Genomic DNA, 25,718 nt, shown 5'->3' on the forward strand with positions numbered 1-25,718 from the left:
CGGGCTCCGGGTTCCGGTGAGCCGTCGGCACGAGGGGCCGGTGATGGGCCGGCACATCCGGCACGCGGCCGTCTTCTGCGCGCTGCTGCTGGCCGCCCTGCTGGTCAACGCCGCGCGCGTGCAGATCGTCCAGGCCGCCCGCTACGACGACAGTCCCGGCAACCGGCGCGCCTCCATCGCCCGTTACGGGCAGCCGCGCGGTGACATCCTGGTCGACGGCGCCCCGGTCACCGGCTCGCGGGACACCGGGGAGCAGCTGCGCTACGAACGCACCTATGCGGACGGGCCGTTGTTCGCTCCGGTGACCGGCTTCTCCTCGCAGGAGTACGGCACGACGTTCCTGGAGCACGCCGAGGACGGCCTCCTCTCGGGGGTCGATCCGCTGCTGGGGGCGTTCCCGCTGTGGCACGACTTCACCCGGTCCCGGCCGGCCGCCGGGAACGTGGTGACGACGCTCAACGGGCGCGCCCAGCGGGCGGCGTACCAAGGCCTGGCCGGGCGCAAGGGGGCGGTGGCGGCGGTGGAACCCTCCACGGGGCGGATCCTGGCGCTGGTGTCGGCCCCGTCGTACGATCCGGCGCTGCTGTCGGGGAACGACCCGGGGGCGGAGCGGGCCTGGGCGCGGTTGAACGCCGACCCGGACAAGCCGATGCTGAACCGGGCGGTGCGGCAGACGTACCCGCCGGGGTCGACCTTCAAGGTGGTCACCGCGGCGGCGGCGCTGGACGCGGGCGTGGTCCGCGACCTGGACGCGCCGACCCGCTCCCCCGCGCCCTACACCCTGCCCGGGACGACGACACATCTGGCGAACGCCGAAGGGTGCAGGGACGCCACACTGCGGGATGCGTTCGTGTGGTCGTGCAACACGGTGTTCGCCAAGCTCGGAGTCGACGTGGGGCTCCGGGACATGGCGGGGACGGCGGAGGCGTTCGGTTTCAACGCGACCGATGTGCGGGTGCCGTTCTCCGTGGCGCGCAGCACCTTCGACACCTCCGTCGACCGTGCACAGCTCGCGCTGTCCTCGATCGGGCAGTACAACACGCGGGCCACTCCGCTGCAGATGGCGATGGTGGCGGCGGCCGTCGCCAACGGGGGGCTGGTGCGCACGCCGTACCTGGTGGAGCGGACGACGCGGTGGAGCGGGGCGACCCTCGCGGCGGGCGGCGTGCGTGCGGCACGGCAGGCGATGCGGCCCTCGACCGCTTACCGGCTGCGGGAGTTGATGACCGACGTGGTGCGCGAGGGCACCGGCAAGAACGCGGCGATCCGGGGCGCGACGGTGGGCGGCAAGACGGGCACCGCGCAGCACGGCGTCGGCAACGCGGGCCTGCCGTACGCCTGGTTCGTCTCCTGGGCGCAGGGCGACCGCGACCTCCAGCCGAAGGTGGCGGTGGCGGTGGTGGTGGAGGACGCGGCGGCGAACCGGCGGGACATCACGGGCGGCGGGGTGGCCGCGCCGATCGCGCGGGCGGTGATGGAGGCGGCGCTCGCGTCGGCGCCCGGTCAGTGATCGCGGCCCCCGGTCGGCGATCACGGTTCAGTGAGCACCGCACAAGGGATTGACGCGCTTGCTGACAGGCAGTCTCATAAGAGCCATGACGACCCTCACCGACGACGAGGCGCTCGACGGCCTGCGCGACGCGCTCGGGCTGCTCAAGGACCGCGAGCAGGTGGCCGAGCGGCTGCTCGCCTCCTCCGCCAAGCACTCCTTCGACCCGGACAAGGAGCTGGACTGGGACGCCCCCTTCGAAGAGGGCAAGTGGTTCTGGCCACCGGAGCTGGTGTCGCTGTACGGCACGCCGCTGTGGAAGCGGATGGGCGAGGAGCAGCGGATCCTGCTGTCGCAGCACGAGGCCGCGGCGCTGGCCTCGCTGGGCATCTGGTTCGAGATCATCCTGATGCAGCTGCTGGTGCGGCACATCTACGACAAGTCGGCGACCAGCGCGCATGTGCGGTACGCGCTGACCGAGATCGAGGACGAGTGCCGGCACTCGAAGATGTTCGCCCGGCTGATCGCGCACGGCGGCACGCCCTGGTACCCGGTGGGCAGGGCGCACCAGCACCTCGGCCGGCTGTTCAAGACGATCTCCACCACCCCGGGCTCCTTCACCGCGACACTGCTCGGCGAGGAGGTCCTGGACTGGATGCAGCGGCTGACCTTCCCCGACGAGCGGGTGCAGACCCTGGTGCGGGGCGTCACCCGGATCCATGTGGTGGAGGAGGCGCGGCATGTGCGCTACGCACGGGAGGAGCTGCGGCGGCAGATGGTGACCGCGCCGCGGTGGTCGCAGGAGTTCACCCGGGTCACCTCGGGCGAGTTCGCACGGGTCTTCTCGGTCGCGTTCGTCAACCCCGAGGTGTACGCGAACGTCGGGTTGGACAAGCGGGAGGCCGTGGCGCAGGTGAGGGCCAGCGGGCACCGGCGGGAAGTCATGCAGACCGGGGCGAAGCGGCTGACGGACTTCCTCGACGACATCGGTGTGCTGCGGGGAGTCGGGCGGCGGCTGTGGAAGTCGTCGGGACTGCTGGCGTAGTCGGACCGCTCGCGCAGTCGGACCGCCGACGCGGTCGGGGCCGCCGGCGCCGGAGTCCTCGCGATGACCGTCCGCGGTCGGCGCTGATCGGGCGGGGCAAGCGATTACGCTGCACGCATGACCCCCGCAGCCCCCGCCTACCGTCGCCTCAGCGTCGAGGAGCGGCGCCGGCAGCTGCTCGACGCGGCGCTCGGGCTGTTCGCCCACCGTCTCCCGGAGGACGTCTCGCTGGACGACGTGGCGGAGGCCGCCGGGGTGTCCAGGCCGCTGGTGTACCGGTACTTCCCCGGCGGCAAGCAGCAGCTGTACGAGGCCGCGCTCGGCTCCGCCGCCGAGGAGCTCCGGCACTGCTTCGACGAGCCGCACGACGGCCCCCTGCTCCCCCGGCTCGCCCGCGCCCTGGACCGCTACCTCGCCTTCGTCGACCAGCACGACGCCGGGTTCAGCGCGCTCCTCCAGGGCGGCAGCGTCGTGGAGACGTCCCGGACGACCGCCATCGTGGACGGTGTGCGCCGCGCCGCCGCCGAGCACATCCACAGCCACCTCGGCGTGGCCGAGCCCGGCTCCAGGCTGCGGATGACGGTCCGGATGTGGATCACCGCCGTGGAGGCGGCCTCCCTGATCTGGCTCGACGAGGGCAAGCAGCCGCCGGCCGGCGAGCTGCGGGACTGGCTGGTGGAGCAGTTCGTCGCCGTCATGACGGTGACCGCCGCGCGCGATCCGCAGACCGCCGAGGTGGTCCGGAGTGCGCTCGCGGAGCGGCCCTGATCGACACTGGGGGTGTGAAGAGCGAAGACACCCCCTTCGAGGGCGGCCCGATGGAAGGCCGTGTCCTCCCCGTCCTGCTGGGCCCCACCGGGCACCCGCCGAAGACGTACCGCATCCCCGTCCCCGACGCGGACGGCGGCCCGCCCACGGTCCTTGTCTACCGCCGGGAGCCCCGGGGGCACAGCGCGAAGCTGGGCCTGCCCCGGGGCTGGAAGTACGTGTACGACCCGGAGGGGCGCAAGGACAGCCGGCTTCGGTGGCCCTGGTCGAAGCCCGAGGCCGCGCCGGGAGACAAGGCGGAAGGCGGGCCGGAAGGCAAGCCGGATGACGCGCACGGGTGACTTCGTTGCGCCGAACCGCGCAGCCTTACCGCACATATCGCACACCCGCACCTGATGCTCGCCCTGCGGGGTGGAAGGGCCACCCCCTGCGGGAGGTGATGATGTGCCAGGAAGGCTGCTGCGTCGGGTGTGCACGGCCTGCACGACGACGATGCTGGCCGCGCAGGCCGTACTGCTGGCCCCGGCGGCCGCCCGGGCCGCCCCCGAGCCGCCGGAGCCCGGCGGACGCTCGGTGGCAGAGCTGCTGACGGATCTTCAGCGGCTGTACCGGGAGGCGGAGAAGGCCACCGAGGCCTACAACACCACCGAGGAGAAGCTGAGGGAACGCCGGGCCGAGACCGAGCGCATCGACGCCGAACTGGCGACGACGAGGTTGTCCCTCCAGGAGAGCCGGGGCGCCGCCGGACGCCTGGCCCGGCAGCAGTACCAGAACGTCACCGGCATCTCCCCCTACGTACGGTTGCTGCTCGCCCGGGACCCACAGCGCGCCCTCGACCAGGGGCATGTGATCGGACAGCTGGCACGGGAGCGGGCCGAGACGGTGGGCCGGCTGGAGGGCAGCGAACGCAAGGCCGACGCCCTCGCCCGCCGGGCGCGTGCCGCCCTCGACGCGCAGCTCACCCTGACCGAGCGGAAGAAGAAGGAGCGCGACGACGTACGCCGCAGGCTGGGCGACGTCGAGCGGCTCCTCGCCTCGCTCAGCGCCGTCCAGCTCACCGCCCTCGCCGACCGCGAACGCACCGAGACCGCCGAGGCCCAGGCCACCCTGGTGGCGTCGGGCGCGCTGAGCGAGGAGCGAGCACCGTCACCGGAGGGCGACCGCGCCCTGCGCTACGCCGTGGGCCAGCTCGGCAAGCCCTACGAGTGGGGCGCGGAGGGGCCCGTCTCCTACGACTGCTCGGGACTGACCTCCCAGGCCTGGCAGCACGCGGGCACCCCGATCCCCCGGACCAGCCAGCAGCAGTGGGCCCGCCTGAACCGCGTCCCACTGGACCGGCTCCGCCCGGGTGACCTGATCGTCTACTTCCCCGACGCAACGCACGTGGCGCTCTACGCCGGCAAGGGGATGGTGGTGCAGGCCCCGAGACCGGGCGAGCCCGTCAAACTCTCCCCCATCGCGGCCAACCCGATCCTGGGCGCGGTCCGCCCCGACCCGACGTCGCAGCCGCTGCGGAACTACAAGCCGCTCGACCTCTCAAGGAAACCGGGGTCGCCGACCCCGAAGAGGCAGCCCCGGCTCCTCTCCGGATCGGAGCAGGGGGCGGCCGCGGGCGACGGGTCCACGGGCGGCACCGCCCGAGCGGCGGAGCCGGCCCCCGTCGTACCGGCGCATCACGGCCCGTAGCACTGCGGGACGCCGGGCAGCCAGTTGTCCGGGTGCGAGATGTAGTAACTCGCCATCCAACCGTCGAAGCCACGGGTCCGGTTCTCCACGAAGACCCAGTACGGGTTGCCGCCGACCGTCTCACCCCGCGTCTGGCACGTCACTTCGAGCTGGTCGCCCGGCTGTGCCCTGCCGACCACCGACGGGCAGTTGCCGGGCGAGGGGAACTCGGGACAGCGGAACCCCGGGGCCGAGTCCTTACGGACGTTCACATCCGTCGCCCACGTGGTGAACACCGGTCCCGCGGACCGCTGTTCGGCAGCCGCCTGGGCGGGCGCGGCGCCCACCGTCATGGCGAGCGCGCACAACACCGCCGCCGCGCCGCCCAGTCGGGCGCCGCGCCTCGCTGACTTGTTCGACATGTCATCCCCTCCGGACCGTTCGGACGCGTGCCCGTCCCGGGTTCGTGGTCGGTCAGGTGCGTGGCCCGCACCACCGTGTGGACGGGCGCGCACGCCGCGCCGTATGAGGACGGGGCGAGGAGACGTGTGCGGCCGGGGCGGTCATACCCCGAGGCGCCGGGTTCCGTCCGGAAGGCGGAAACGGATGTGACCGGGCCGCGAGCGACGAGCCCGGCTCCGGCCCGACAAGGAGTCCACCATGTTCAAGCGCAGCACCCGTCTCACCGCCGCCGGTCTCGCGGTCGGTACCGTCCTCACCCTGTTCTGCGGAGCCGGCGTCTCACAGGCAGCCCCCGGCGCCGCCCCGTCGGCTCCCAGCGCCGTCCGGTCCTCCCCGCTCCTGCAGCCGAACAGCAACATCAGGACCGGGCCGGGTACGTCGTACGAGATCCTCTACACCAGCGGGCCGGAAAGCTTCGGAAAGGTTCTGTGCCACGTGCGCGGTGAGCGCGTCACGGTCGGCGGTTACACCACGGACGTCTGGTACGAGGTGGACGTCCACTTCCCCGGGCATTCCTACTACGGGGCGTGGGCCTGGGGCGGCAACGTCAACGTCGGCGCCGACCCCGCCCCCGGCATCGAGGTCTGCTGAGGGCGGCGGTCACGGCCCGGCGGCCGCTCAGGCTCCGGCGACCGAGGCCAGATACGCCGCCGTCTTCTCCGGGTCGTAGAAGAAGTTCTCGAAGTCCGCGGGATCGTTGAAGCCGTTGGCGAAGCGGTCGGCCACCGGCTGCAGCTGGCCGGCCGCGCCGATGAGGTTCAGGATGTGCTCGGGCGGCGGGGCCAGCATCGCGTTGGTCCACTTCGTGACGTGCTGGGCGGTGTTCCAGTAGCGGTCGAACGTCGCCCGCATCCACTCCTCGTCGAAGGGCTTGTCACCCTGTTCGAGGATGGACGCGAGGTAGGCCGCCGCGCACTTGGAGGCCGAGTTGGAGCCCTGTCCGGTGATCGGGTCGTTGGCGACGACCACGTCGGCGACGCCGAGCACCAGGCCGCCGCCGGGGAGCCGGCCGACGGGGTTGCGCACGGTGGGCGCGTAGCGGCCGGCCAGGGTGCCGCCGGCGTCGGTCAGCTCGACGCGGGTGGCTCGCGCGTACTCCCAGGGCGTGAACTTCTCCATCAGCTCCAGCGTCAGGGAGAGGTGCTCCGCCGGGTCCTTGACGCCCTTGAAGACGTCGAGCGGGCCGCCGGGCACGCCCTCCCAGAAGAGGATGTCGGCGCGGCCCGAGGTGGTCAGCGTCGGCATGACGAACAGCTCGCCGACCCCGGGCACCAGGTTGCAGCGGACCGCGTCGTAGTCCGGGTGCTCGGGGCGGGGGCCGAGGCCGTGGACGTACGACACCGCGAGGGCGCGCTGCGGCTCGCTGTACGGGGAGCGCTCGGCGTCGCGGCCGAACATCTGGACGAGCTCGCCCTTGCCGGCGGAGACCAGGACGAGGTCGTAGGCGCGGGAGAAGTAGTCGAGGTCGGAGACGGCCGCGCCGTGGATCACCAGCTGGCCGCCGCGCTGGGCGAAGACGTCCATCCAGCCGGCCATCTTCACCCGCTGGTCGACGGACTGCGCGTACCCGTCGAGCTTGCCCACCCAGTCGATCGCCCGCTGCGTGGGGCCGGGGTCGTGCGAGCCGGGGGCCGCCACCGAGACGCCGAGCCCCTCGATCTTCGGCGCCTGGGACTCCCAGAAGTTCAGCTGGAGGTCGCGCTCGTGCTGGAGTGCGGTGTGGAACATGCACTGCGTCGACATCACCCGCCCGGAGCGGATCTCGTCGGCGGTCCGGTTGGACATCAGGGTGACCTCGTACCCGTGCGACTGGAGGCCGAGGGCGAGCTGGAGACCGGACTGACCGGCTCCGACGACGAGTATCTTCCGCATGCGGGGGGTGTCTCCTAGGTGGCCTGTGTGGTGTGGGGGTGGCCTACTCGGGGGTTTCGTCGAGCGCGTGGCCGACGAGGGACAGAAGGGTCTCGATCACCGAGATCCGGCGGCGCGCGTCCATGATCATGACGGGTATGTGCTGGGGGACGGTCAGCGCCTCACGCACGTCCTCCGGGTCGAACAGCTCGCTGTCGTCGAAGTGGTTCACGGCGACGACGTACGGCAGTCCGCAGCTCTCGAAGTAGTCCAGCGCGGGGAAGGCGTCCCTGAGGCGGCGGGTGTCGGCGAGGACGACGGCGCCGATCGCGCCGCGCACCAGGTCGTCCCACATGAACCAGAAACGCTGCTGGCCCGGGGTGCCGAAGAGATACAGGACGAGGTCGTCGTCGAGCGTGATGCGGCCGTAGTCCATCGCCACCGTGGTGGTGAGCTTCCCCGGGGTGCCGGAGAGGTCGTCGGTCTCCTCGCTGGCCTCCGTCATCAGCGCCTCGGTCTGGAGCGGGGTGATCTCCGAGACGGTGCCGACGAGGGTGGTCTTGCCGACGCCGAAGCCGCCGGCCACCACGATCTTGGTGGCGATGGGGGCCCGGGTCCGGTCCGTCTGCCAGGATTTCAGGTCCTCGTCGGGCTCGTCGACGAGGGGGGAGACACCGAACGGGGCGTCGGCGTCAGAGACGACGGAGTCCACTGAGCACCCTTTCCAGCAGTGCGCGGTCGGGACGGCCCGTACCGTGGGCGGTACCGGTGCCGTACACACGGATCTTTCCCTGGTCCGCGAGGTCGCTGAGCAGCACGCGGACCACGCCGAGCGGCATCTTCAGCAGCGCGGCGATCTCGGCCACCGTACGCATGCGGCGGCACAGCTCGACGATGGCCCGCAGCTCCGGCATGACCCGGGTGCTGAGCGAACCGTTCGTCAGTTCCTTGCGCTCCTCGGGCGCCTCGAGCTCGGCCGTGGTCCCCACGAACGTCTCGACGAGGAGGACGTGACCGAAGCGGGTACGGCCGCCGGTCAGCGAGTAGGGGCGCACCCTCGCGGGCTTGCGGTCGCCGCCGCGGACAGGGAGCGGGCCGGTCGCACCGCGGGGGCTCGGCGCGTTGCGCCGGGGCGTGCTCATCGAGGGCTCCCCGCGTGCGCGGACTCCAGCGACTGCCTCAGCTCGCTGCGCAGTTCGGGAGTCAGGACATGGCCGGCGCGGCCCACGAACAGCGCCATGTGGTACGCCACGACGCTCATGTCGCAGTCGGCGGAGCCGTGGACTCCGAGCAGGGAGCCGTCGCTGATCGACATCACGAACAGGCTGCCCTCGTCCATGGCGACCATGGTGTGCTTCACCCCGCCGAACGCCATCAGCCTGGCGGCGCCGACGGTGAGGCTGCCGATGCCGGAGACGATGGTGGCGAGGTCGGCGGACGAGCCTCGCGGGCCGTTGCGCTGTGCCCCGCCGGGGTGGCGGGCCGCCTGGTTGAGACCAGGGTCGGAGGACAGCAGGAGCAGGCCGTCGGAGGAGACCACGGCGACGGACTGGATACCGGGGACCTCCTCCACGAGGTTGGTCAGCAGCCAGTGCAGGTTGCGGGCCTCACTGCTCAGTCCGAAGGTACTGGGCGCGGTCAACTGCTTGCCTCCTCGACGGTGCCCCCCGTGTCTTCTTCGGCGTGTGCGTGTGCTTCTTGAGGTGCGGCGTTCGGTGCCGGCGCCGTCTGTTCGGCCAGCTCGGCTTCCACGTCGCGGTAGCCGGCCTGCGCTCCGCGACGGAAGCCGCCGAGACGGCGACGGAGGGCGTCCGCGTCGACGCTGCCGCTGGGGCGGCGGGGGGTGGGGGTGGGTGCGGTGAGCTTGGGTGTGCGCTTGGGGAGGCCCTTGTCGGTGACGAGCTCCTCCGGGGCGTCGGCCGCCCGCTCGTGCTCGGCCTCGGTCTCGGCGCCGCCCGCTTGTCCGCCCGTGTGTCCGCCTGCGGGGCGACTGCCGGGGGCGGCCGCCGGAACAGTACCCGGCCAGTCGTCGGCGGCCCTGCGGGCCTGCGGCGAGCGGGGCCCGCCGGGGGTTGCGGGGTGTGCCTGGGGGGCGGGGGGCGGCGTGGCGCCGGGGGCTGCGGGGGCGTGGGACGGCGTGGCGCCGGGGGCTGCGGGGGCGGGGTTCTGCGTGCCGCCGGGAGCGAAGGGGGCGCGGGGCTGCGTGCGGCCGTGGGACGCGGGGGCGTCGGCGCCCGGCCTGCGGCCCGGGGTGGCGCGGTCCTCAGCCGGCATGGCGTCGGCTGCCGCGACGTCACCGCCCGGCCAGTCGTCCGCCGCGCGCCGGGCGCGCCGGGAACCGGGGCCGGAGGAGGCGGGGTTCGCGGTGCCGCCCGGGGCGAAGGGGGCACGGTTCGGCATGCCGCCTTCCGTCGCGGGGGCGGCGGTGTCCGGCGTACCGCCGTCGGCAGCGGTCGCGGCCGTCGGCCAGTCGTCCGCCACGCGACGGGCGCGCGGGGAAGAGGCGGGGGTCGGCACACCGGCATCGGCAGCGGGTGCGGCGGTGTCCGGCGTACCGCCCTCGGCCGCAGGCGCGGCCGTCGGCCAGTCGTCCGCCACGCGACGGGCGCGCGGGGAGGGGGCGGGGGTCGGTGTGGCGCTGTTCTGCGTGGGGGCGCTGGTGTCCGGTATGGCGCCGGGGGCGGTCCGGTCGTCGGCCGCCATGGCGTCGGCTGCCGCGACGTCACTGCCAGGCCAGTCGTCCGCAGCGCGACGGGCGCGCCGGGGACCGACGGCGTTCGGCGTGCCGCCGGCGCCCGCTTCGGGGGTGGCGCCCGGCCAGTCGTCGGCCGTGGGACGGGCCGTCCTGGAGTCGGCCGCTCCGTCGGGCGTGCTGCCGAAGGCGGTGGTCGAGGCCGGTTCGGGCGTCGTGGCGTCGCCGGTCGGCCAGTCGTCCGAGGCGCGGCGGGCAGTCCTGGAGTCGGCGCCGCCCACGGGGCCGACGTCCGCCGGGGTCGCGGTCGCCGACGGGTCACCGGCGTCGGCCGAGCTCGCCGCGTAGGGCATGTCCGGGGAGCCTGCCGGGTCAGCCGTGGTGGCCGACGTGTCAGCCTCGCCCGGTGTGCTGGGCGTGGTGCCGGCGCCGGGCGAGTCCGCCGTGCCGAACGGCGTCGCAGTGTCACCGGCCGGCGTTTCGACGGAGTCGTCCGCCGGCGTTTCGGCCGAGTCCGCCGGTTCCGACGGGTCGGCTGCCAGGGGCAGCAGGAGCTCCATCGTCGTCTCGGCCGGGGTTTCCGGGAGCGCCGTGGGTTTGGTCCGGGTGCGCAGGACGTTGCCGTTGGACTCCGCGTCGGCGCCGGGGAGGGTGACACCCGGGGTGGCGGCCGTGGTGGGCGGGGCCGTGGGAACGGAGGCGGTGGGGGGTGACGCCAGCAGCGAGGTGGGGAGGACCACGACCGCCGCCACACCGCCCTGCTTCTGCTCGCGCAGCTGCACCCGCACCCCGTGCCGGTGGGCCAGGCGGGCCACGACGTAAAGGCCGAGCCCGAGCCCGTCCTCGCCCTCCTGGTCGTAGGGGGTGTCCGGGTCGAAGTCGGTGAGGCGGGAGTTGAGGCGGGCCAGCCGGTCGCCGGTCATGCCGATGCCCTCGTCCTGGACGGAGAGCATGACCTCGCCGTTCTCCAGGAGCCAGCCGGAGACCTCGACGGGCAGGTCCGGCGGGGAGAACGAGGTGGCGTTCTCCATGAGTTCGGCGAGAAGGTGGGAGAGGTCGTCGGCGGCGAAGCCGGCCACGTGCGCGTGCGGGGGCAGCGCGGAGATGCGGACGCGTTCGTAGCGTTCGATCTCGCTGACCGCCGCCCGGACCACGTCCACCAGCGGGATGGGCCCCGCGTGCTGCTGGACGTGCTCCTCGCCGGCGAGGACGAGCAGGTTCTCGCTGTGGCGGCGCATGACCGTGGCGAAGTGGTCGAGCTTGAAGAGTGTGGCCAGCCGCTCGGGGTCGTGCTCGCGCTCCTCCAGGCCCTCGATGACCGCGAGTTGGCGTTCGACCAGCCCGAGGGTGCGCAGCGAGAGGTTGACGAACGTGCCGCTGATGCTGGTCCGCAGCTGCCCCAACCGCTCGGCGGCGTCGGCGAGTTCGGCGCGCAGTTCCTCGCGGGCGTCGGCCATCTTCTGCCGCTGCCCGACGAGGTGCTTGCGGTCGGACTCCAGGGTGGCGATGCGCTCGTGGAGGGCGACGGCGTGCTCGTGCAGGGCGTTGACGGAGCGGACGACCTGAGCGAACTCGTCATTGCGGCCGGTGAAGCGGACAGCCTCCTCCGAGGCCGGGTTCTCGGCGCCGGCCAGCCGGGCGGAGCCGAGGCGCAGCACGGCCAGCGGGCGGGTGAGACTGCGGGCCATGGCGGTGGCGATGCCGACGGCGATCAGTATCAGCGCGCCGAGGAGGGCGACGCGCAGCTCCAGCGCGGTGACGTCGTCGTCGCGCAGCTGGGCGAGGTCCTTGACGCGGCGGTCGTACGCGGAGGACTCGGCTCCGCGCATGAGGGCGACGCGTGCGGTGAGCGCGGCGTCGACCTTCTTGGCGTCGGCGCCGAGTTCGTCGTCGCTCAGGGTGGGCTGGTCGGTGAGGGCGGCCAGGTACTTCTGGGCGGCGGTGACGTCTCCGCCGGTGACCGTGGAGTCGTAGGCGTCGACGGCCTCCTCGGGCGCGCGGTCCCGGAAGGAGGCCAGGGCCGCGTCGGAGCGCAGCCGGGCCTGCTGGGCGGCGGCGGTGAGCTCGTCGCGCAGTTTGGTGTCGGCGTCGGAGGAGACGGTCCTGGTCTCCGACCGGCCGGTGACGGGGTCGGTGGCGTCCTCGGTGTTCGTGGGCACGTTCAGCGCAGCGAGCAGCAGTCCGCGGGCGGCGGTGGCCTGCTGGACGGCGGTGTCGAGCTCGGCGAGGGCGTACGCGCCGGCGCCCGCGCGCGGCGGCATCTGCTGGGCAAGCTGCTCGGCGAGCGCGTGCAGCTCGGTGATGGCCGCCGAGTACGCCCGGTGCGCCTCCAGGGCCGTGCTCCGGCCGGTGAGGGCGGCCTGCCGGACGGAGGCGATGCCGCCGAGGTCCTTACGGAGCGCGGCGGGGGTGTCGGTGTCGGCGGTCAGCTCCCCCACCTGGCGGTCGACGCGGGCGCTGCTCTCTCCGGAGGGCGCCTTGCCCTTGGTCCGGCCGGCCGCGACGTAGGTGGTGACCTCGTCGCGTTCGTCGGCCAGGGACTGGGCGAGGACGACGGCGTCCTGCGTCTGCTCGGCCAGGGTGACCAGGTTCTGGGAGTCATTCAGCTGCCCTGAGGCCGCGATGACGGAGGGGGCGCCGGCTCCCGCTATGGCGGCGGCCACGACGGCCACCGCGACGATCAGCCGATTGCGTACGTGGGCGGGACGGCCCTTGCCGACAGGGGTGCGCTCCGCGCCCTGCTCGGAGGCCGTCTGCCTGCCTGTGCGCCGAGGCCGCGTCTTCTGCACCGGTGCTCGCATTCCTGACTCGTGATACCCATGGGCCAAAGGTGACGCTCCGTCAGTCGGCGCGCCCTTCCGGTTCGGTCCCCGACCCTCCCAGTGCCGGTGGGCGGGGTTCGCGCATCGCCTGCCCCGCCACCCGAAGGAGTGAACATCGGAGGAGAGTTGGCGGGCAAGTTCCTCTGGCGTGTGCGACGGCCTTGTGCGCAGGGCCGGTTGGACGTGGACGTCGGGCTTTGACAGGATGCGCCGCCACGTCTTCCCGGAGTGCTTCATTCCCTCCCAAAACAGGCGTCTGACCTGCGTCGGCGTGTCCGAGCGAGGGTGGATGCCAGCCTTTCGCGAAGGGTGTGCGGGACTCGTGCAGACTGGCCGGATGCGTACGGAACTTGTCTCGGAGCCCGGCGATCAGGCCTACCCCAACGAGGACTTCGCGAGCGTCGGACTTCCCGCCTCCGGGCAGGGCGGTTCGCTCGTCCTCCTGGACGGAGTGACGCCGCCGCGGGGCGGTACGGGCTGTCTGCATTCGGTCCCCTGGTTCACCGCTCGACTGGGCGGAGCGCTGACCGAACTGACCGTTTCACACCCGGATGTTCCTCTGGCCGAGGCACTGGCCGCCGCAGTCGCGCGTACCTCCGCCGTCCACGCCGAAACCTGTGACCTTTCTCACCCGCGCACCCCTCAGGCGACGGTCGCCCTGGCGCGTTGGTCGCCGCGGACCGTCGAGTACCTGGTCCTCTCCGACGCGGTCCTGCTGCTGGCCGCCCCCGACGGCACGGTCACCGCGGTCCTCGACGACCGGCTCGACCGGCTGCCCCGGGCCCTGCTGGCGAGCGCGGAGATCTGCGACGCCGAGGCCCGCAACAAGGAGGGCGGCTTCTTCACGGCCGCCGCCGATCCGGCCGTGGCCTCACGGGCGGTCACCGGGAGCGTCCCGCGCGCCGACGTGTCGGCCCTGGCCGCGCTGAGCGACGGGGCGGCGCGCTGGACGGCCGCCTTCCGCGAGGGCGACTGGACGGACCTGTTCGCCCGTCTGCGTAAGGAGGGCCCCGCGGCACTGGTGAGGCGGGTGCGGGAACTGGAACGCGCGGACGAGGAACGGGTCTTCCTCGGCCGCGGCAAGCGCCACGACGACGCCACGGCGGTGTACGCGCAGCTGTGAGCGGGCGGGCTACTTGGCCATGCCCCGGTTGAGCTGGTTGAGGAGGCGGGCGAGTTCGGCCACCTCGGCGCGCTCCCAGTGCGAGAGCTGAGTGACGTACCGGCCGCGGCGGGCCTCACGGACGCGGCCGACCCGGGTGCGGCCCTCCTCGGTGAGGTCGACCAGCCAGGCACGGCCGTCGGCCGGGTCGGGCTCGCGGGCGACGAGGCCGAGGTGTTCCAGGGCCCGCAGTTGCCGGGACATGGTGGCCTTGCCGATGCCGATGTAGGCGGCGAGCTCGGTCGCGCGCTGTCGGCCGCACTCCTCCAGCCGCACCAGCAGGCCGTACGCGGCGGACTCCAGGTCGGGATGGACCTCGCGGGCCATCTCGCCCTGGCTGGCTCGAGCGCGGCGCAGCAGCACCGTCAGTTCGCGCTCCAGGGAGAGGAACTCCTGGTCCACACCGCGCGGCGGCGTCACGGCTCCGGGCTCTCCCGGGTCTCCGGGGCGCCCGGTGCTCCCGCCCGTGTCCACGCCCGCGTCCGCACCGGCGCCCGTCTTCGCGCCCGCGTCCGCGTCCGTGTGTCCGATTGCGTGTCCGTCCTCGTGCACGTCAGCACTCCCGATCCGGTCTCGGACCTGATTCTACGTGCGTAGTTGTCTGCTGACCGAGTCGTGCCGGACGGGCCCGGGCCTCCCTCACGGAGCCCGGGCCCGCCTCGTCCGGCCGCGTCCGTCACGCCGCGACCGGAACCTCGGGCGTCGCGCCGTCCGCGGCGGGCGCGAGCGCCAGTTCCAGGACCTGGCGGACGTCGGTGACGGTGTGGACGTCGAGCTTGTCCAGCACCTCCGCGGGGACGTCGTCCAGGTCGGGCTCGTTGCGCTTGGGGATGATCACGGTGGCGACTCCCGCCCGGTGCGCGGCGAGCAGCTTCTGCTTCACCCCGCCGATCGGCAGGACCCGCCCGGTCAGGGAGACCTCGCCGGTCATCGCCACGTCCGTGCGGACCAGCCGTCCCGACAACAGCGACGCGAGGGCCGTCGTCATCGTGACGCCCGCGCTCGGGCCGTCCTTGGGCACCGCGCCCGCCGGGAAGTGGATGTGCGCGCCCCGGTCCTTCAGGTCGGCCACCGGCAGTTCCAGCTCGGCCCCGTGGCTGCGCAGGAAGCTCAGCGCGATCTGCGCCGACTCCTTCATCACGTCGCCCAGCTGTCCCGTCAGGGTCAGTCCCGCCGCACCCGTCTCCGGGTCGGCGAGGGACGCCTCCACGTACAGCACGTCGCCGCCCGCGCCGGTGACCGCGAGGCCGGTCGCGACGCCGGGCACCGACGTCCGCCGCTCGGCCGGGTCCTGGGCGGACTCGGGCACATGGTGCGGCCGGCCGATGAGGGCCCGCAGATCGTCCTCGGTGACGGTGAAGGGCAGTTCCCGCTCACCCAGTTCGTGCTGGGCGGCGACCTTGCGCAGCAGCCGTGCCACGGACCGCTCAAGGTTGCGCACACCCGCCTCGCGCGTGTACTCGCCGGCCAGCTTGCGCAGCGCGCCCTCCTCGAAGGTCACCTCGCCGGCGTCGAGGCCGGCCCGCTCCAGCTGGCGCGGGAGCAGGTGGTCACGCGCGATGACGATCTTCTCGTCCTCGGTGTAGCCGTCGAGGCGGACCAGCTCCATCCGGTCGAGCAGCGCCTCGGGGATGGCTTCGAGCACGTTGGCGGTGGCGAGGAACACCACGTCGCTGAGGTCGAGTTCGACCTCCAGGTAGTGGTCGCGGAAGGTGTGGTTCTGCGCCGGGTCCAGGACCTCCAGGAGGGCGGCGGCCGGGTCGCCCCTGAAGTCCGAGCCCACCTTGTCGATCTCGTCCAGCAGGATCACCGGGTTCATGGACCCGGCCTCCTTGATCGCGCGGACGATCCGGCCCGGAAGCGCGCCGACGTAGGTGCGCCGGTGGCCGCGGATCTCGGCCTCGTCCCGGACGCCGCCGAGGGCGACCCGGACGAACTCGCGTCCCATGGCGTGCGCGACGGACTCGCCGAGTGAGGTCTTGCCGACGCCGGGCGGGCCGACGAGCGCGAGCACGGCGCCCCCGCGCCGCCCGCCGACGACGCCGAGGCCGCGGTCGCCGCGCCGCTTGCGCACCGCGAGGTACTCGGTGATCCGCTCCTTCACGTCCTCCAGGCCGGCGTGCTCGGCGTCGAGGACGGCCCGGGCGCCCTGGATGTCGTAGGCATCCTCGGTTCGCTCGTTCCAGGGGAGTTCGAGGACGGTGTCCAGCCAGGTGCGGATCCAGGAGCCCTCGGGCGACTGGTCGCTCGCGCGCTCCAGCTTGTCGACCTCCTTGAGGGCGGCCTCACGGACCTTCTCGGGCAGGTCGGCGGCCTCCACGCGCGCGCGGTAGTCGTCGGACTCCTCGCCCTCCTGCTCGCCGTTCAGCTCGCGCAGTTCCTTGCGCACGGCTTCCAGCTGCCGCCGCAGCAGGAACTCCCGCTGCTGCTTGTCGACGCCCTCCTGGACGTCCTTGGCGATGGTCTCGGCGACGTCCTGCTCGGCGAGGTGGTCGCGCAGCTGACGTACGGCCAGCTTCAGCCGGGCCACGGGGTCCGCGGTCTCCAGCAGCTCCACCTTCTGTTCGGTGGTGAGGAACGGCGAGTACCCGGAGTTGTCGGCGAGCGCGGAGACGTCGTCGATGGCCTGGACGCGGTCGACGACCTGCCAGGCGCCGCGCTTGCGCAGCCAGGCGGTGGCCAGGGCCTTGTACTCCTTGACCAGTTCCGTGACATGACCGGGCAGCGGCTCCGGCGTCTGCTCTTCCAGGCGGGTGCCCTCGACCCACAGCGCCGCCCCGGGGCCGGTGGTGCCGGCGCCGATGCGCACGCGGCTGCGGCCCCGGATCAGCGCGCCCGGGTCGCCGTCGGCCAGCCGGCCGACCTGTTCGACCGTGCCGAGCACGCCGGTGCTCGCGTAGGTCCCGTCGATGCGCGGCACCAGCAGGACCCTGGGCTTGCCGGATTCGGACCGGGCGGCGGCCTGGGCGGCCTCCACCGCGGCGCGCACGTCGGCGTCGTTCAGGTCGAGCGGAACCACCATCCCGGGCAGCACCACTTCGTCGTCGAGCGGCAGCACGGGCAGGGTGAGCGGTGTGAACGCTGCGGACTCAGCAGCCATGATCTCCCCTTCGGCAGTCAAGTTGAGTTATGCCGACTCAATGCGCGGCGGTCACCGGATGTTCCCCGGATCGGCCCCCGTTCGCTGTGGGCGATCACCTCCCCCGTCTCCCCCGCACCCACTTCCGGCGTTCCCGCCGAAGCGGACCGGCGCCGACAGCACAATGCGCACATGACCGATGACTGGAAGCAACGGCTCGACGCCCTGCACGCGGAGCTGGTCCGCCGGGACGACCCCGTCGCCTGGGTGATGGAGGCGGACGCCGTCGAGGCGTCCCGGCGCTACCCGGACATCGCCCCGCGCGGGCCCGTCTTCGGTGTCGCGGCGCAGGACCCCTCCGCGGGCGACCCGCGATGGCGGCTGCTCAAGCCGGTCGTGAACGGCACCCCGCAGCAGGCCCGCGACGGCCTCAACTCCCACCTGTGGTTCAGGGCGAAGGACGACACCGACGACCCGGCCGTCCGCCGTGAGCTGCTGAGCGCCGTTCGGGTGCTGGAGCGCGAGCCGGCCGACGAGGTGACGGCGCTGGGCGTGCGCTACCGGGTCGTACGCGGCGACGAGTTCGCCCGCATGGGGGACGACGGGCTGGAGCCGCCCCGCCCGACGGACCCGGAGCCGGCCGCCCCGCTGTGGGACGGCCGGGACGACACGCCCTCCCCCGACCTGGGGTTCGTCCTCGACCCGGGCCGCGACGAGGGGCCGATGGCCGGCGCCCTGCGGCTGGGGCTGCGGGACTTCGCGTACACGGGCTCCCGCTACCCGGCGGACGTGCGGGAGGGCTCCGCGCGCGCGGTGCTGACGCACCCCGACGTGGTCTGTCTGCCCGTCGGCTTCTCGGTGGCCGAGCACGACGGCACGGGCTGGACCCCGCACGGCGCCCTCATGGCCACCCCGCACGAGGCCCGCCGGCTGCTGCACGACGGGATGGCGCGCTTCTGGGCGCTGCTGTACGGCTTCGACGAGGCGAGGAAGGCCGTGTACGCGCGCGCGGCCGAGGCCTACCGGGCGGCAGGCCGCGCCGACGAGGCCCGTGTGGAGGACCGGCTGTTCCGGATCTGCCGGGTGGAGCGGATGGTCCGCATGGGCCCGGACGGCCCCGAGCCGCCCCGCTCGTCCGACCTCGACGACTACGGCCCGATGAAGCTGCACCCGACCCTGCACGAGGACGGCACAGTGGTGCACGACGACTGACGACCGTCGGAAGGGGACAAGGGGGGCGCGCGCGAGGCGTCGCGGGGCGCGCAGGACGTGAGGGGTGGTGCGCGGGCGCGGGCGCGCCGTGCCGCGGTGGAGTGGGCCGCCCGGGCGGTCGGGCTGGGCGACCGGCTCGGGCAGCGGCTGGGCCGTCTGTCGGGCAGGGAGAAACAGCGCGTCGGCATCGCCCAAGCCGTCGTCAACTCCCCCGAACTGCTGCTCCTGGACGAGCCGACGGTCGGCCTGGACCGGGAACAGCAGGCCCGCTTCCACGACCTGCTGCGCGAGTTGGGCCGTACATCGTGCGTCCTGCTGTCGACTCATATGCTGGCGGAGGACGTTCGCGGAGTCTGCGCGGACGCGACCGTCCTGCACCGGCGCAACGTCGTGTTCCACGGCACGCTCGCCGCACCGGACGCGGCCGACGGCTACGACGCCTTCGTGCCGCCCGTCCGATGAGCGGGTGTGCTCACGCGCGGGCGTGCCGCGCCTTCTTGCGCGTTCCGCCGACGAACGGCCGGCGCGGTGCCAGGATGGACCGATGTCCGTCTTCGACGACCTTCCCGAGGTGCTGGACCGTCGCGCGGGCCCCTACGGCGAGGTGGTGCTGCGCCGGCAGGGGGAAGTGCTCCAGATCATCGCCAACGGCTGCTTCCTGATGGACACCTCCGACGGCCGCTCCGAGCGGCTGCTCGTGGACGCGGCGCTGGCCGCGCTGGGCGGCCGCACCGCGCCGCGCGTGCTGATCGGCGGCCTGGGCGTCGGCTTCTCGCTGGCGCACGCCGCCGCCGACCCCGGCTGGGGCCGCATCACCGTCGTGGAGCGCGAGCGCGCCGTCGTGGAGTGGCACCGCGACGGGCCGCTCGCCGCGATCTCGGGCCCCGCGTTCGCCGATCCGCGCACGGAGATCGTGGAAGCGGACCTGCTGGACTACGTCAATGAGACATACGCCACTTTCGACGCGCTGTGCCTCGACATCGACAACGGACCCGGCTGGACGGTCACCGAGGGCAACGAGGGCCTCTACACTCCGGCCGGACTCACAGGCTGTGCAGGGGTGTTGAGACCCGGTGGGGTTCTCGCGGTGTGGTCCGCACAACCCTCCGCCGAATTCGAGCGAACCCTGAGGAATGCCGGGTTCCAGCAGGTGCGTACCGAAGAGGTCCCGGTTGCCCGGGGAGCGCCCGACATCGTGCATCTCGCCGTCCGACCTGGATAGCAAAGCCGCGCCGGCTCCCCGTACGCTGCTGCCCTGACGTGAATACTTCACGCGTCAACCGCAGTCATGCGCAGACAGCAGAAGAGGGATCACCCCACGGATCCCGGCACAGCACCCCAGGGGCGGGCGATGGAGCAGACACACACCGCACACAACGGCACGGCGACGGCGACCCCGGGCGCGCAGCGGCGCGTCCTCGTGGTCGAGGACGACCCGACCATCGTCGACGCCATCGCGGCCCGCCTGCGCGCCGAGGGATTCCTCGTGCAAACGGCGAGCGACGGCCCCGCGGCCGTCGACACCGCCGAGGCCTGGCAGCCCGACCTGCTGATCCTCGACATCATGCTGCCCGGGTTCGACGGCCTCGAGGTGTGCCGCCGAGTGCAGGCCGCCCGTCCGGTGCCCGTGATGATGCTCACCGCTCGCGACGACGAGACCGACATGCTGGTCGGGCTCGGCGTGGGCGCCGACGACTACATGACCAAGCCGTTCTCCATGCGGGAGCTCGCGGCACGTGTGCACGTGCTGCTGCGCCGCGTGGAGCGGGCCGCGGTCGCGGCCACCACGCCCCGCTCCGGCATCCTGCGCCTGGGCGAACTGGAGATCGACCACGCGCAGCGCCGGGTACGGGTGCGCTCGGAGGACGTGCACCTGACGCCCACCGAGTTCGACCTGCTGGTCTGCCTGGCGAACACCCCGCGCGCGGTGCTCTCGCGCGAGCAGCTGCTCGCCGAGGTGTGGGACTGGGCCGACGCCTCCGGCACCCGGACCGTCGACAGCCACATCAAGGCGCTGCGCCGGAAGATCGGCGCCGAGCGGATCCGCACGGTGCACGGCGTGGGCTACGCGCTGGAGACCCCGACGCCATGAGCGGCGGGCCGGCCGGACCGAGGGTCTCCAGGGAGCCCTGGGGCGGAGTACGACCGTTCTCGATCAAGACGAAGCTGGGTGCGCTGGTCGTCATCTCGGTGCTGATCACCACCGGACTGATGATGATCGCCATGCGCACCGAGACCGAGCTGCGCTTCATCACGGTCTTCTCGATGATCGCCACACTGCTCATCACGCAGTTCGTCGCGCATTCGCTCACCGCGCCGCTGGACGAGATGAACACGGTCGCGCGGGCCATCTCGCACGGCGACTACACCCGCCGGGTCAGCGAGAACCGCCGAGACGAGCTGGGCGACCTGGCCCAGACGATCAACGCCATGGCGGACGAGCTGGAGGCGCAGGACAACCAGCGCAAGGAGCTGGTGGCCAACGTCTCCCACGAGCTGCGCACGCCCATCGCGGGACTGCGGGCCGTCCTGGAGAACGTGGTCGACGGGATCGCCGAGGCGGACCCGGAGACGATGCGCACCGCCCTCAAGCAGACCGAGCGGCTCGGCCGGCTGGTGGAGACCCTGCTCGATCTGTCCCGGCTGGACAACGGCGTGGTGCCGCTGCGCAGGCGGCGGTTCGAGGTGTGGCCGTATCTGTCGGGAGTGCTGAAGGAGGCCAACATGGTGGCCTCCGCGCGCGCGACGATGGGCTCGGGCGGCAGTCACACGCGCACGGACGTCCATCTGCACCTGGACGTCACCCCGCCGGAGCTGACCGCGCACGCGGACCCGGAGCGCATTCACCAGGTCGTCGCCAACCTCATCGACAACGCGGTCAAGCACAGTCCGCCGCACGGTCGGGTGACGGTCAAAGCGCGCCGGGGCCCGCTGCCGGAGTCGTTGGAGCTGGAGGTGCTGGACGAGGGTCCCGGCATTCCGCGGTCGGAGTGGCACCGGGTCTTCGAGCGCTTCAACCGCGGCGCCGTCCGCCGGCCGCACGGGCCGGGCAGCGACGGCGGCACGGGCCTGGGACTGGCGATCGCCCGCTGGGCGGTCGATCTGCACGGAGGCCGGATCGGAGTGGCCGAATCCGAGCGTGGTTGCCGGATTCTTATCACTCTTCCGGGAGAGCCTTCTGTGCCAAGTTGACGTAAAGTGCCAACCGGAGCCACAAGATCCACTGGCGTTTCCCGCTGCTGCCGCCCCCCGCGGCGGCGAGCCGGGCCCGTGTGATCAGGCATGCGCCGACGCAGGTCGGCGCGGGTCGGGCCGGGTTTCGTGAAGGACCGGCACGGAAGTGACGCACTCGGTGCGCGCCCCCTGCGTCAAACGTTTCCTTTTGCAGCGCAACTGCGCTTGTTTCCCGCCGTTTCAACCCCTGAAACGCGCTGGAAGATGTGACTTACGTGACGATGCGGCAGCCCGGCCTGACCTTCACCCTCCAGGGGGCGTAGCCTTTATTCCCGCTGTCCATCACCTTGTGAAGCGGAAGAGGGCGGTTGCCGCCGTGTCGCCACAGTCCCCCAGTAACTCGAGCATCTCGACCGACGCAGACCAAGCGGGCAAGAACCCCGCTGCCGCGTTCGGTCCGAACGAGTGGCTCGTCGACGAGATCTATCAGCAGTACCTCCAGGACCCGAATTCGGTAGACCGTGCCTGGTGGGACTTCTTCGCCGACTACAAGCCGGGGGCCGCCAGCGCTCCGGCTCCGGCGGGTACTGCGGCCGCGGGGGCCGCAGGGACCACCACCACGCCTCCGGCCCAGGCCCAGGCTCCCGCCGCCCCGGCTCCCGCGCCGGCCCCGGCCGCCGCGCCGAAGCCCGCCGCGGCCCAGGCCGCCCCGGCGAAGGCCGCCCCGGCGCCCGCCAAGGCCGCGCCGGCCGCCAAGCCGGCCGCGAAGGCCGCTCCCGCCGACGGGTCCGCCGGTTCCTCCGAGGGACCGGAGTACGTGACGCTGCGCGGTCCGTCCGCCGCGGTCGCCAAGAACATGAACGCCTCCCTGGAGCTGCCCACGGCCACGTCCGTGCGCGCGGTCCCGGTGAAGCTGCTGTTCGACAACCGCATCGTCATCAACAACCACCTCAAGCGCGCCCGGGGCGGGAAGATCTCCTTCACGCACCTGATCGGCTTCGCGATGGTGCAGGCCATCAAGGCCATGCCGTCGATGAACTGGTCGTTCGGCGAGAAGGACGGCAAGCCGACCCTCGTCAAGCCGCCGCACGTCAACCTCGGCCTGGCCATCGACCTGGTGAAGCCCAACGGCGACCGCCAGCTCGTCGTGGCCGCCATCAAGAAGGCCGAGACGCTGAACTTCTTCGAGTTCTGGCAGGCCTACGAGGACATCGTCCGTCGCGCCCGCGACAACAAGCTGACGATGGACGACTTCACCGGCGTCACGGTCTCCCTGACCAACCCCGGCGGCCTCGGCACCGTCCACTCCGTGCCGCGCCTGATGCCCGGCCAGTCGGTCATCATGGGCGTCGGCTCCATGGACTACCCCGCGGAGTTCCAGGGCACCTCCCAGGACACCCTGAACAAGCTCGGCGTCTCCAAGGTCATGACGCTCACGTCGACCTACGACCACCGGGTCATCCAGGGCGCGGCCTCCGGCGAGTTCCTCCGCCAGGTCGCCAACCTGCTGCTCGGCGAGAGCGGCTTCTACGACGACATCTTCGAGGCCCTGCGCATCCCCTACGAGCCGGTCCGCTGGCTCAAGGACATCGACGCCAGCCACGACGACGACGTCACCAAGGCCGCCCGCGTCTTCGAGCTGATCCACTCCTACCGGGTCCGCGGCCACGTCATGGCCGACACCGACCCGCTGGAGTACCGCCAGCGCAAGCACCCCGACCTGGACATCACCGAACACGGTCTCACCCTGTGGGATTTGGAGCGGGAATTCGCGGTCGGCGGCTTCGCGGGCAAGTCCCTGATGAAGCTGCGCGACATCCTGGGCGTGCTGCGCGACTCGTACTGCCGCACCACCGGCATCGAGTTCATGCACATCCAGGACCCCAAGCAGCGCAAGTGGATCCAGGACCGCATCGAGCGCCCGCACACCAAGCCGGAGCGCGAGGAGCAGCTGCGCATCCTGCGCCGGCTGAACGCGGCGGAGGCGTTCGAGACCTTCCTGCAGACCAAGTACGTCGGCCAGAAGCGCTTCTCGCTCGAGGGCGGCGAGTCGGTCATCCCGCTGCTCGACGCGGTCATCGACTCGGCGGCGGAGTCCCGCCTCGACGAGGTCGTCATCGGCATGGCCCACCGCGGCCGGCTGAACGTGCTGGCGAACATCGTCGGCAAGTCGTACGCGCAGATCTTCCGCGAGTTCGAGGGCAACCTCGACCCGAAGTCGATGCACGGTTCCGGCGACGTGAAGTACCACCTGGGCGCCGAGGGCACCTTCACGGGCCTGGACGGTGAGCAGATCAAGGTCTCCTTGGCCGCAAACCCCTCCCACCTGGAGGCGGTCGACCCGGTCCTGGAGGGCATCGTCCGCGCCAAGCAGGACATCATCAACAAGGGCGGCACGGACTTCACGGTCATGCCGGTGGCGATCCACGGCGACGCGGCCTTCGCGGGCCAGGGCGTGGTGGCCGAGACCCTGAACATGTCGCAGCTGCGCGGCTACCGCACCGGCGGCACGGTCCACATCGTCATCAACAACCAGGTCGGCTTCACCGCGGCCCCCGAGTCCTCGCGTTCCTCCATGTACGCGACGGACGTGGCCCGCATGATCGAGGCCCCGATCTTCCACGTGAACGGCGACGACCCCGAGGCCGTGGTCCGCGTCGCGCGGCTGGCCTTCGAGTTCCGCCAGGCGTTCAACAAGGACGTGGTGATCGACCTCATCTGCTACCGCCGCCGCGGTCACAACGAGTCGGACAACCCGGCCTTCACCCAGCCGCTGATGTACGACCTGATCGACAAGAAGCGCTCGGTGCGCAAGCTCTACACCGAGTCCCTCATCGGTCGCGGCGACATCACCCTGGAAGAGGCCGAGCAGGCCCTCCAGGACTACCAGGGCCAGCTGGAGAAGGTCTTCACGGAGGTCCGCGAGGCCACCGCGCAGCCGGCCGCCGGCGACTCCCGCGACGGGCAGGACAACTTCCCGGTCGCGGTGAGCACCGCCGTCTCCGACGAGGTCGTCAAGCGGATCGCCGAGTCCCAGGTCAACATCCCCGACCACATCACCGCGCACCCGCGGCTGCTGCCGCAGCTCCAGCGCCGTGCGGCGATGGTCGAGGACGGCACCATCGACTGGGGCATGGGCGAGACGCTCGCCGTCGGCTCCCTCCTCCTGGAGGGCGTCCCGGTCCGCCTGGCCGGCCAGGACTCCCAGCGCGGCACGTTCGGCCAGCGCCACGCGGTCATCATCGACCGTGAGAACGGCGAGGAGTTCACGCCGCTGATGTACCTCTCCGAGGACCAGGCGCGCCTGAACGTCTACAACTCGCTGCTCTCGGAGTACGCGGCGATGGGCTTCGAGTACGGCTACTCGCTGGCCCGCCCCGACGCGCTCGTGATGTGGGAGGCGCAGTTCGGCGACTTCGTCAACGGCGCGCAGACGGTCGTGGACGAGTTCATCTCCTCGGCGGAGCAGAAGTGGGGACAGACCTCCGGCGTCACGCTGCTGCTCCCGCACGGCTACGAGGGCCAGGGCCCCGACCACTCGTCGGCCCGCCCGGAGCGGTTCCTGCAGCTCTGCGCCCAGAACAACATGACGGTCGCGATGCCGACCCTGCCGTCGAACTACTTCCACCTCCTGCGGTGGCAGGTGCACAACCCGCACCACAAGCCGCTGGTCGTCTTCACCCCGAAGTCGATGCTGCGCCTCAAGGCCGCCGCGTCGAAGGCGGAGGAGTTCACCACGGGCCAGTTCCGCCCGGTCATCGGCGACGCGTCGGTGGACCCGGCCGCCGTCCGCAAGGTCGTCTTCTGCGCCGGCAAGGTGTACTACGACCTGGAGGCCGAGCGTCAGAAGCGCGGCGCGACGGACGTGGCGATCATCCGCATCGAGCGTCTGTACCCGCTGCCGGGCGCGGAGCTCCAGGCGGAGATCAAGAAGTACCCGAACGCCGAGAAGTACCTGTGGGCCCAGGAGGAGCCGGCCAACCAGGGCGCCTGGCCGTTCATCGCCCTGAACCTGATCGACCACCTGGACCTGGCCGTCGGCGCGGACGTCCCGCACGGCGAGCGCCTGCGCCGCATCTCGCGCCCGCACGGCTCGTCCCCGGCGGTCGGCTCGGCCAAGCGGCACCAGGCGGAGCAGGAGCAGCTGGTGCGCGAGGTGTTCGAGGCGTGAGCCTCTGACCCCCTGCCGTACAGGTCGAAGGGCCCGCCCCGGAGTCTTCCGGGGCGGGCCCTTCGGCGTGCGGGCCGGGGCCGCCTATCCTTTTGCTGTCCCCTCCCTGCGACCGACACACGGAGC

The 25,718-nt window shown here is 72.3% G+C and carries 21 protein-coding genes; 13 read left to right on the forward strand and 8 right to left on the reverse strand.

Translation table 11 applies throughout. The annotated features are described in order from the left end of the window. Nucleotides 1–43 precede the first annotated feature (43 nt). The 5 genes from ACIRS4_RS25450 (at nt 44) to ACIRS4_RS25470 (ending at nt 4,988) form a co-directional block, all read left to right on the forward strand. Nucleotides 44–1,510 carry a penicillin-binding transpeptidase domain-containing protein gene (locus ACIRS4_RS25450; RefSeq protein WP_404200669.1) on the forward strand — a complete coding sequence of 489 codons (1,467 nt, stop codon included), beginning with the start codon at nt 44–46 and terminating at the stop codon, nt 1,508–1,510. A gap of 85 nt (nt 1,511–1,595) precedes the next feature. Continuing rightward, a complete protein-coding gene (locus tag ACIRS4_RS25455) occupies nt 1,596–2,534 on the forward strand; it encodes a diiron oxygenase (protein ID WP_404200187.1) in 939 nt (312 codons plus the stop codon). A gap of 117 nt (nt 2,535–2,651) precedes the next feature. Beyond that, nucleotides 2,652–3,302: a TetR/AcrR family transcriptional regulator gene (locus ACIRS4_RS25460; RefSeq protein ID WP_404200190.1), complete on the forward strand. Its 651-nt coding sequence runs from the start codon at nt 2,652–2,654 to the stop codon at nt 3,300–3,302. 14 nt (nt 3,303–3,316) lie between these two features. After that, nucleotides 3,317–3,643: a hypothetical protein gene (locus ACIRS4_RS25465; protein WP_404200193.1), complete on the forward strand. Its 327-nt coding sequence runs from the start codon at nt 3,317–3,319 to the stop codon at nt 3,641–3,643. A 103-nt stretch (nt 3,644–3,746) separates the two neighbouring features. Then, nucleotides 3,747–4,988, forward strand: a complete 1,242-nt coding sequence (locus ACIRS4_RS25470; protein ID WP_404200196.1) for an NlpC/P60 family protein — start codon at nt 3,747–3,749, stop codon at nt 4,986–4,988. Here the strand turns inward: ACIRS4_RS25470 and ACIRS4_RS25475 are convergent. Further along, nucleotides 4,976–5,389 (reverse strand): SH3 domain-containing protein, encoded by a 414-nt coding sequence (locus tag ACIRS4_RS25475; RefSeq protein WP_404200199.1) that lies wholly within the window; start codon nt 5,387–5,389, stop codon nt 4,976–4,978. The two genes, ACIRS4_RS25470 and ACIRS4_RS25475, sit on opposite strands and share 13 nt — an antisense overlap. A gap of 238 nt (nt 5,390–5,627) precedes the next feature. Here ACIRS4_RS25475 and ACIRS4_RS25480 point away from each other — a divergent pair, with 238 nt between their 5' ends. Further along, a complete protein-coding gene (locus tag ACIRS4_RS25480; protein WP_404200202.1) occupies nt 5,628–6,020 on the forward strand; it encodes an SH3 domain-containing protein in 393 nt (130 codons plus the stop codon). A gap of 27 nt (nt 6,021–6,047) precedes the next feature. On the opposite strand, the gene ACIRS4_RS25485 is transcribed toward ACIRS4_RS25480, so the two are convergent. From ACIRS4_RS25485 to ACIRS4_RS25505, 5 genes are read right to left on the reverse strand one after another with little or no spacing between them, the layout of a single operon-like run. Beyond that, nucleotides 6,048–7,301 (reverse strand): styrene monooxygenase/indole monooxygenase family protein, encoded by a 1,254-nt coding sequence (locus tag ACIRS4_RS25485; RefSeq protein ID WP_404200205.1) that lies wholly within the window; start codon nt 7,299–7,301, stop codon nt 6,048–6,050. Between the two features lie 43 nt (nt 7,302–7,344). Then, nucleotides 7,345–7,992: a GTP-binding protein gene (locus ACIRS4_RS25490; RefSeq protein ID WP_404200208.1), complete on the reverse strand. Its 648-nt coding sequence runs from the start codon at nt 7,990–7,992 to the stop codon at nt 7,345–7,347. After that, nucleotides 7,973–8,422, reverse strand: coding sequence for a DUF742 domain-containing protein (locus ACIRS4_RS25495; RefSeq protein WP_404200211.1), 450 nt, complete (start codon nt 8,420–8,422; stop codon nt 7,973–7,975). Before ACIRS4_RS25495 ends, ACIRS4_RS25490 begins: the two co-directional genes overlap by 20 nt. Next, nucleotides 8,419–8,922 (reverse strand): roadblock/LC7 domain-containing protein, encoded by a 504-nt coding sequence (locus tag ACIRS4_RS25500; RefSeq protein WP_404200214.1) that lies wholly within the window; start codon nt 8,920–8,922, stop codon nt 8,419–8,421. Before ACIRS4_RS25500 ends, ACIRS4_RS25495 begins: the two co-directional genes overlap by 4 nt. Next, nucleotides 8,919–12,761, reverse strand: a complete 3,843-nt coding sequence (locus ACIRS4_RS25505) for a nitrate- and nitrite sensing domain-containing protein (RefSeq protein ID WP_404200217.1) — start codon at nt 12,759–12,761, stop codon at nt 8,919–8,921. Before ACIRS4_RS25505 ends, ACIRS4_RS25500 begins: the two co-directional genes overlap by 4 nt. A 370-nt stretch (nt 12,762–13,131) precedes the next feature. Between ACIRS4_RS25505 and ACIRS4_RS25510 the strand changes: the two genes are divergently transcribed. Then, nucleotides 13,132–13,917 carry a protein phosphatase 2C domain-containing protein gene (locus ACIRS4_RS25510; protein ID WP_404200220.1) on the forward strand — a complete coding sequence of 262 codons (786 nt, stop codon included), beginning with the start codon at nt 13,132–13,134 and terminating at the stop codon, nt 13,915–13,917. Between the two features lie 9 nt (nt 13,918–13,926). Here ACIRS4_RS25510 and ACIRS4_RS25515 read toward each other — a convergent pair whose 3' ends face one another. Both ACIRS4_RS25515 and lon read right to left on the reverse strand, forming a co-directional pair. Next, nucleotides 13,927–14,376, reverse strand: a complete 450-nt coding sequence (locus ACIRS4_RS25515) for a MarR family winged helix-turn-helix transcriptional regulator (RefSeq protein WP_404200671.1) — start codon at nt 14,374–14,376, stop codon at nt 13,927–13,929. Between the two features lie 256 nt (nt 14,377–14,632). Then, the gene (gene lon, locus ACIRS4_RS25520) at nt 14,633–17,056 is read right to left on the reverse strand and encodes an endopeptidase La (RefSeq protein ID WP_404200223.1); all 2,424 of its coding nucleotides are present in this window, start codon (nt 17,054–17,056) and stop codon (nt 14,633–14,635) included. 171 nt (nt 17,057–17,227) lie between these two features. On the opposite strand from lon, the gene ACIRS4_RS25525 reads away from it, so the two are divergent. The 6 genes from ACIRS4_RS25525 to ACIRS4_RS25550 all read left to right on the forward strand — a co-directional run bounded on the left by ACIRS4_RS25525 (nt 17,228) and on the right by ACIRS4_RS25550 (nt 25,592). Next, on the forward strand, nt 17,228–18,247 hold the full coding sequence (locus ACIRS4_RS25525) for a DUF5954 family protein (RefSeq protein WP_404200226.1): 1,020 nt from the start codon (nt 17,228–17,230) through the stop codon (nt 18,245–18,247). 57 nt (nt 18,248–18,304) lie between these two features. Next, nucleotides 18,305–18,709 (forward strand): ATP-binding cassette domain-containing protein, encoded by a 405-nt coding sequence (locus ACIRS4_RS25530; protein ID WP_404200229.1) that lies wholly within the window; start codon nt 18,305–18,307, stop codon nt 18,707–18,709. Between the two features lie 82 nt (nt 18,710–18,791). After that, a complete protein-coding gene (locus tag ACIRS4_RS25535; RefSeq protein ID WP_404200232.1) occupies nt 18,792–19,469 on the forward strand; it encodes a spermidine synthase in 678 nt (225 codons plus the stop codon). A gap of 129 nt (nt 19,470–19,598) precedes the next feature. Next, entirely contained in the window at nt 19,599–20,339 is a 741-nt protein-coding gene (locus ACIRS4_RS25540) for a response regulator transcription factor (RefSeq protein ID WP_130443602.1), read from the forward strand. Further along, nucleotides 20,336–21,439 (forward strand): ATP-binding protein, encoded by a 1,104-nt coding sequence (locus tag ACIRS4_RS25545; RefSeq protein ID WP_404200235.1) that lies wholly within the window; start codon nt 20,336–20,338, stop codon nt 21,437–21,439. Before ACIRS4_RS25540 ends, ACIRS4_RS25545 begins: the two co-directional genes overlap by 4 nt. A gap of 358 nt (nt 21,440–21,797) precedes the next feature. Further along, nucleotides 21,798–25,592: a multifunctional oxoglutarate decarboxylase/oxoglutarate dehydrogenase thiamine pyrophosphate-binding subunit/dihydrolipoyllysine-residue succinyltransferase subunit gene (locus ACIRS4_RS25550; RefSeq protein ID WP_404200238.1), complete on the forward strand. Its 3,795-nt coding sequence runs from the start codon at nt 21,798–21,800 to the stop codon at nt 25,590–25,592. Nucleotides 25,593–25,718 lie beyond the last annotated feature (126 nt).

This window comes from Streptomyces sp. NPDC101166 (assembly GCF_044768125.1).
Lineage (GTDB): Bacteria > Actinomycetota > Actinomycetes > Streptomycetales > Streptomycetaceae > Streptomyces.

Excerpts from the sequence above, each read along its gene's own strand:
- ACIRS4_RS25450 (WP_404200669.1), top strand. The coding sequence starts at position 44 with ATGGGCCGGCACATCCGGCACGCGGCCGTCTTCTGCGCGCTGCTGCTG.
- ACIRS4_RS25455 (WP_404200187.1), top strand. The coding sequence starts at position 1,596 with ATGACGACCCTCACCGACGACGAGGCGCTCGACGGCCTGCGCGACGCG.
- ACIRS4_RS25460 (WP_404200190.1), top strand. The coding sequence starts at position 2,652 with ATGACCCCCGCAGCCCCCGCCTACCGTCGCCTCAGCGTCGAGGAGCGG.
- ACIRS4_RS25475 (WP_404200199.1), bottom strand. The coding sequence starts at position 5,389 with ATGTCGAACAAGTCAGCGAGGCGCGGCGCCCGACTGGGCGGCGCGGCG.
- ACIRS4_RS25480 (WP_404200202.1), top strand. The coding sequence starts at position 5,628 with ATGTTCAAGCGCAGCACCCGTCTCACCGCCGCCGGTCTCGCGGTCGGT.
- ACIRS4_RS25485 (WP_404200205.1), bottom strand. The coding sequence starts at position 7,301 with ATGCGGAAGATACTCGTCGTCGGAGCCGGTCAGTCCGGTCTCCAGCTC.
- ACIRS4_RS25495 (WP_404200211.1), bottom strand. The coding sequence starts at position 8,422 with ATGAGCACGCCCCGGCGCAACGCGCCGAGCCCCCGCGGTGCGACCGGC.
- ACIRS4_RS25510 (WP_404200220.1), top strand. The coding sequence starts at position 13,132 with ATGCGTACGGAACTTGTCTCGGAGCCCGGCGATCAGGCCTACCCCAAC.
- lon (WP_404200223.1), bottom strand. The coding sequence starts at position 17,056 with ATGGCTGCTGAGTCCGCAGCGTTCACACCGCTCACCCTGCCCGTGCTG.
- ACIRS4_RS25525 (WP_404200226.1), top strand. The coding sequence starts at position 17,228 with ATGACCGATGACTGGAAGCAACGGCTCGACGCCCTGCACGCGGAGCTG.
- ACIRS4_RS25535 (WP_404200232.1), top strand. The coding sequence starts at position 18,792 with ATGTCCGTCTTCGACGACCTTCCCGAGGTGCTGGACCGTCGCGCGGGC.
- ACIRS4_RS25540 (WP_130443602.1), top strand. The coding sequence starts at position 19,599 with ATGGAGCAGACACACACCGCACACAACGGCACGGCGACGGCGACCCCG.
- ACIRS4_RS25545 (WP_404200235.1), top strand. The coding sequence starts at position 20,336 with ATGAGCGGCGGGCCGGCCGGACCGAGGGTCTCCAGGGAGCCCTGGGGC.